The sequence below is a fragment of the Bradyrhizobium sp. AUGA SZCCT0283 genome (assembly GCF_018130385.1).
Lineage (GTDB): Bacteria > Pseudomonadota > Alphaproteobacteria > Rhizobiales > Xanthobacteraceae > Bradyrhizobium.
In genome coordinates this window covers 1-5753 of record NZ_JAFCLU010000081.1, presented here as the reverse complement: position 1 = coordinate 5753, position 5753 = coordinate 1, and the positions used below count along the sequence as shown (strand labels likewise).

At 63.2% G+C, this 5753-nt stretch carries 6 protein-coding genes; 5 read left to right on the top strand and 1 reads right to left on the bottom strand.

Translation table 11 applies throughout. The features are described 5' to 3' along the window. The first annotated feature begins 156 nt into the window (after positions 1 to 156). Positions 157 to 1092 carry an oxygenase MpaB family protein gene (locus tag JQ624_RS37940; protein WP_212423968.1) on the top strand — a complete coding sequence of 312 codons (936 nt, stop codon included), beginning with the start codon at positions 157 to 159 and terminating at the stop codon, positions 1090 to 1092. Positions 1093 to 1232: 140 nt separating this feature from the next. Here the strand turns inward: JQ624_RS37940 and JQ624_RS37935 are convergent, their stop codons facing one another. Beyond that, positions 1233 to 2066 carry a BA14K family protein gene (locus JQ624_RS37935; protein ID WP_212423967.1) on the bottom strand — a complete coding sequence of 278 codons (834 nt, stop codon included), beginning with the start codon at positions 2064 to 2066 and terminating at the stop codon, positions 1233 to 1235. A gap of 387 nt (positions 2067 to 2453) precedes the next feature. On the opposite strand from JQ624_RS37935, the gene JQ624_RS37930 reads away from it, so the two are divergent. From JQ624_RS37930 to JQ624_RS37915, 4 genes are all read left to right on the top strand, one after another. Further along, positions 2454 to 3491, top strand: coding sequence for an SH3 domain-containing protein (locus JQ624_RS37930; protein WP_212423966.1), 1038 nt, complete (start codon positions 2454 to 2456; stop codon positions 3489 to 3491). A gap of 304 nt (positions 3492 to 3795) precedes the next feature. Next, entirely contained in the window at positions 3796 to 4047 is a 252-nt protein-coding gene (locus tag JQ624_RS37925; RefSeq protein ID WP_212423965.1) for a hypothetical protein, read from the top strand. 169 nt (positions 4048 to 4216) lie between these two features. Beyond that, positions 4217 to 4513, top strand: a complete 297-nt coding sequence (locus tag JQ624_RS37920; protein ID WP_212423964.1) for a cytosolic protein — start codon at positions 4217 to 4219, stop codon at positions 4511 to 4513. Positions 4514 to 4962: 449 nt separating this feature from the next. Continuing rightward, positions 4963 to 5529, top strand: coding sequence for a hypothetical protein (locus tag JQ624_RS37915; RefSeq protein ID WP_212423963.1), 567 nt, complete (start codon positions 4963 to 4965; stop codon positions 5527 to 5529). Positions 5530 to 5753: the final 224 nt, after the last annotated feature.

The following is a 5753-nucleotide window of genomic DNA, read 5'->3' as shown; positions in this document are numbered from 1 at the left end:
GATGAGCCAACGGGTCGCGCGAATGCGCGCCCGGCGACGAGCGCAATGCGCTCGCGCAGTGATGACAGGCTCCGCGATATCCGGGGGCGATGTTAGAGTTGTCCCGGATGTCGCTGCGCTCATCCGGATCTACGCTTGCTTGAGGAAATGCCGTTGTTGTTGTCCGCCGATGATTTCGAAAACAGTCTCGACACCGTTCGCGCGGCGGCGGCCGGGCCCGTCGCGGGACTGTTCGGTCCGGATTCGCTGACCTGGCGGGTCGATCGCGAGGCGGCGATTTTCCTTGGCGCGGGGCGGGCGCTGTTGCTGCAACTGGCGCACCCCTGGGTCGCTGCCGCCATTTCGGAGCATTCCAAAACCTTTGCCGATCCGGTTGGCCGGTTTCACCGGACCTTCAACATCACGTTCACGATGGTATTCGGCACGCTCGATCAGGCGTTGGCCGCCAGCCGCCGGCTGCATCGGCGTCACGCCGTGGTGACCGGGACATTGCCGCAAGCCGCAGGCCGCTATGAGGCCGGCTCGAGCTACAGCGCCAATGAGGTCTCGGCGCTGCGCTGGGTTCACGCCACGCTGGTGGAGACCGCCCTGCAGACGCATGACCTCGTCCTGCCTGCACTCACGAACAGCGAGCGCGAACAATACTGGACCGAGGCAAAACTTTACGCGGCGTTGTTCGGCATTCGACCGGCCGACTTGCCTGCGGACTGGACGTCGTTCGCCGCCTACACGGAGGCGATGGCGCAGTCGGACAGTCTCGCGGTCAGCCCCGCCGCCCGCGACATTGCGGAGCAGATCTTTTCAGGCTCCGCGACAGGGCTGCGTGTGCCGAAATGGTATCGGGCGCTGACGGCCCATTTGCTGCCGGAGCGGTTGGCCCAGGAATTTGGATTTGAGTTCGGCGAACGCGAACAACGCAGCATGGACCGGGCGCTGGCGTGGATCCGCCGCATCTATCCCCGCCTTCCGATGCGCCTGCGCGCGGTGGGCCCTTACCAGGAGGCGCTGGCGCGCCTGCAAGGCGACAAGCAGCCGGACCTTGTCGTCCGCTGGCTCAACCGGCTTTGGATCGGCCGGGAGATGATGGAATGATGTTGGCTCGGCCAAAGGTCGTCGATTTGCGGCGAGTAGGGTGGGTTAGCGCAGCGTAACCCACCGACCTGTTGCGAGAGAGCGGCGGATTACGCTGCGCTAATCCGCCCTACGAGTTGCGGTCATCCGGGCTACGCTTGCTATCGGCAGGAATGCGTCTGGCCGTCGTAGCCCCGGTAAGTCTTGGACGTCGGATTGTAGGTGCGGAAGTGGGTGCAGAGCATGGCCATGGTCCGCTCGCGCGGCTTGTGGGCTGCGCTGGCCGGCTGCACCGGTTTATTGGGCTCTGCCGCTTTGCTCTGGACAACGCTTGCTGATTGCCTGGCGGCAGATTTCTGCTTCAAGGCGGGCTTGCCGGGCGCAACCGCTGGTTTTTTTCCGGCAGGCGCCAGCTTCTGCTCGACGACCGCAGGCTTCGCGTCCGGGACAGCCGGCTTCTGCTCGACAATGGCAGGCTTGTCGTCCACGGCCGCCGACTTCGCCTCGACCGCTGCGGGCTTGTCCTGCGCGACCGTTGGTTTCGCCTCTGATGGGGCCGGCTTCTGCTCGACGATGGCAGGCTTGTCGTCCGTGGCCGCCGGTTTCGCCTCGACTGCTGCGGGCTTGTCCTGCGCAACCGTTGGTTTCGCCTCGGCGGCGGCCGGCTTCGGCTCGACGATCGCAGGCTTGTCGTCCGTGGCAGCCGACTTCTCCTCGACGCCTGCGGGCTTGTCCTGCGCGATGGCTGGTTTCTCCTCTGCAGGCGCAGGCTTCTGCTCGGCGGTGGCGGGCTTGTCGTCCGCGGCAGGCGGTTTCTCTTCGGTAGCCCCCGCAGGCTTTTCCTGCGCGGGAACTGAGGGCTGCGCTGCGGTCGGGCCCGGATTGTCCGTGGCCGGCGTCTGCGCGAGCGCTTGAGCGCTTATCACCATGAACAAGACACAACACAGCACGCCGGCGCGCTCGGCGACGGCGGTCGATAGAACTGACAAACGCATGGATTGATACTCAGCTAATTGTCCCCCGTGCATGCTCCACACGCATTTGCGGCAAGTCTGTGAACAGTGCGGCTCTTTCGCGAGCGACGACGCGCTTAAGACCGAGAGTGTGTGCCGGCTGCCACACCACGCGTCTTGAGGGCTGGCGCCAAGACAGCGAAAGCGTCTGGGCAATGCGCAACTATGAGAAGAGGTTTTCTCGTCAACAATCAAAGCGGGCGTAGTCCGGACGAGCTACGCGCTGACCCCTTGGCGCATCCCGGAATGACAAACAAGGTCGGCGCGTCTCGCACCTGCGAGACGTCTGCATCTTTCGCTTAACGCGATCACGCGTTTAGGGAACGCCTGCTTCGCTGCGACGTTCCTACTCATGAGGAGGAACTCGCCATGAAACTGAGAGCATTGTTTATCGCAGCAGCTGTGCTGCTGCTGATGCCGGCCGTCGCATTGGCGGCGCCGGGCATCGTCACCACCACGGTCAGCCTGAAGGCAGGGCCCGGTGAAGGCTTTCCGACGGTCGACCGCATTCCCGGCGGCGACCGTGTCAACATCCACGGCTGCTTCAGAGGCAAGGCCTGGTGCGATGTGAGCTGGTCGGATGAACGTGGCTGGGTGTCGTCGCGATATCTCGAATATCTCTACCGCAACCGCTACGTCTATCTGCCCGACTATGTCGACGAGATCGACGTTCCCGTCGTGCCGTTCGTGCTGACCTCGTACTGGTCGAGCTACTATGCGGGACGTCCCTGGTATCACCGCCGCGCCCACTGGGGCGGCTACTGGCAATCGCATGAGCGTTTCGCGACGCGGTTGACGATCGACCGCTCGGCGGCCCGGATCGGCCGCGCGGCGGCCGCGCGCGACGCTGCGCTCCCCGAGGCAAAGGCGCGTGCAAATGCGCGTGTCGGTGTCGAGGAGAAGTCGCGGGCCCGTGTCGAGGAACGGACGCGCGCCGGTGCGACGGAACGGACCCGCGCCGGTGTGACGGAACGCGTGACGCGGGAGAAAGACATCGCTACCCGTAGCGCGCGCGAGGTGCGCGAACGCGCGGCGGTGCAGCCCCGCATGGCGCGAGAGAACGCGCGGATGACGCGTGAGAGCGCAAGAGCGACCGTGCGCGAACAGCCGATGGCCCGCGCCCGTACGCAGACGCCGCCGGTCATGGCCCGCGGTCATGACGAACCGCGTGCGGCTGCGCCGCGGATCGAGCGTGCCGCGCCCCACATGACGCAGCCCAATGCGGCGCGCGGCGGCGGTGGCCCGCCGGTGAGCGCACGCGCGCAGATGCCGGCCCCGGCCGCCCCGCGCGCAGCAGCGCCCGCGATGCCGCAGGGCGGCGGCGCGCCGCACGTCAACGCCGCACCGCGCGGCGGTGGCGGCGGACCGGGCGGCGGCGGAGGCCACGGTCAGGACAAGCGCCAATGAACGAAAAGCCCGGCCTCGAGCCGGGCTTTTTCTTGCTCGACGAGCTGCTGGCGGTCTGACGGGCTGCGCTTGCTGGTCGCCGAAGAGGGGGAGCGGCCCCAAACCAAAAATATCGAAAACAACCCCATGCAAAGTAGGATGGGTTGAGCCCTTTGCGAAACCCATCGAAGCCTGGACAGCAAGTGATGGGTATCGCTTCGCTCCACCCATTCTACGGGCTGCATGCCTGTCTTGACGCAGATCAAGGTGGTCGATCGAGGCGCGCATAACTTGATCGCCAAATGAAGAGGTGAGGAGGATTGCCATGCGCGTTTTTCTCATGTCAGTAATCTCGGCAGTCGTTATCGCCGTTGGTTCGATGCTCATTCTCGATCAGGCGGTGCAACGCAACGCCGATCAAGCCTTCGGTGCATCGACGAGCGTCCGCCTTCCCAGCCACGGAAATACCCATAATCTGGTCGGACGCGATTGGTATTCGGCGAAAGAGCACGGATGGGACGACGAGATCCCGACGTCAAATTCGCCACTCTCGGCACCGCCGGTGGCCTCGAGATAGCGAGTAGAGAGTGGGTTAGCCAACGGGTCGCGCGAATGCGCGCCCGATGATGAACTCAGCGTAACCCACCGACCTGTCGCGAGAGAGCGGCGGATCATGCTCTCGCCAATCCGCCCGCGCTAAACTGGACATGACGGGTGAATTCAGTCCAACCGCGAAGGAGTATCCGATGAAATCGCTTTTGCTGCTCACGGCGAGCGGTCCGCTGCTCATTCTCACATCGCACGAGTCCTTACGCGATCAGAAGCTTCTTGAGGTGCTCAAGCACAAAGGGATCGGCAAGTTCGTCGCGTTTGAGGTTCCATTGTCGCTCGCCAGGGAGCGCTACGGCGGGCATTTTCACGCGGTCGAAAGCAATCTGCACGAGACTGATGATTTGAGGATCCTCGACTTCAACGGCCAGCGGGTCTTTCAGCTCTTCCGTTTCGATGAACTCGGTGCACCGATCCTGCAAGAACAGCCGTGATCTGGTTTTGTGGCACCTCATTCATCCGCCTATGGATCGGCAAGATGGTCAGATCCCGCATGGCCGGATAGGTCAGGCCAGTTGACGATACGTTGCGCTTTCCAGACATGATGGCTGACGTCGGGCGCACTTGATGCTACCATGCCGCACGCTCGGATCGTGCGGATTATGCCTTCTTGCAGGTGTGTAAACCGTTCATCGGCCCTGTCTTCAGTCCGGTTCTGTGAGAACGTCATGAACCGGCGATCGGAGCCACAATCTCCTACATACTTCGTCCGTCTGCGGCGAAGCGTCGTTAGAGCATGATCGCGTCGGCGTTCAGCGCCTCGCGCGAAGTTCGACATCAGCAAGGACCAACGATACGCCTCTTACGTGCCAGCACGTCGTCTCCAACTCCGCGGCAGTTCGCGGCATAGGCGTGAGCCGCCGCTTGATCCAGGGAGGAATCAATGAAGCCCATCGACCTGAGCATAAACGCGACAGCCGCCATAGCGATGACACTTGCGAAAGCAACGCTCTTCGCAGCGGTACTGGTAGCCATTGCTCCCGCGGTTGCCCTGGGAGAGCCGGTTGAAAAGAAGGGGACTACCCCCTACGTGACGCACTTCATCTTTAAGCCGTTGATGAGCATTGACATCGCCGGATTAGGTACGGCGACCTCGCTGGAGGCGGTCGGGACGACGCAAAACATGAAGGGAGAGAAGATGCTGGACAAGATGTCGGCCCATTGCACAGCGTTGAACGTGGCGTCCGGCGACAAGAAATACATTGACGGCGCCTGCGTGCTGGCCGACAGCGACGGTGACAAGATTTTCTCAACCTTCGATACGCGCGACCTCGATAAGTCGCAGCCGAAAATGGATTGCGGCACCCACATCATCACCGGCGGTACCGGGAAGTATAAGGGGATCACCGGGAGCGAGCCATTTGCCTGCATAACCATGCCGGCGCCAGCTGGCGCGGGCGGCTATTTCGCGATGGACATCCCGCACAACACGACGTGGGAAATCAAATAAGAACCTCGATGTCCCCCAGAACCGGGGGGCAGCAACACTTGACGAGAGCCCGGCCCAACACAGCCGGGCTTTTTCTTCTGCTGAATTTCATCTCCAGGGATCGCCGGCGACGAATTCGTCTTGGCGACATGCCGGATTCAAGCAAGTGTAGCCCGGATGAGCCAACGGGTCGCGCGAATGCGCGCCCGGCGACGAGCGCAATGCGCTCGCGCAGTGATGACAGG

Excerpts from the sequence above, each read along its gene's own strand:
- JQ624_RS37935 (WP_212423967.1), bottom strand. The coding sequence starts at position 2,066 with ATGCGTTTGTCAGTTCTATCGACCGCCGTCGCCGAGCGCGCCGGCGTG.
- JQ624_RS37930 (WP_212423966.1), top strand. The coding sequence starts at position 2,454 with ATGAAACTGAGAGCATTGTTTATCGCAGCAGCTGTGCTGCTGCTGATG.
- JQ624_RS37925 (WP_212423965.1), top strand. The coding sequence starts at position 3,796 with ATGCGCGTTTTTCTCATGTCAGTAATCTCGGCAGTCGTTATCGCCGTT.
- JQ624_RS37920 (WP_212423964.1), top strand. The coding sequence starts at position 4,217 with ATGAAATCGCTTTTGCTGCTCACGGCGAGCGGTCCGCTGCTCATTCTC.
- JQ624_RS37915 (WP_212423963.1), top strand. The coding sequence starts at position 4,963 with ATGAAGCCCATCGACCTGAGCATAAACGCGACAGCCGCCATAGCGATG.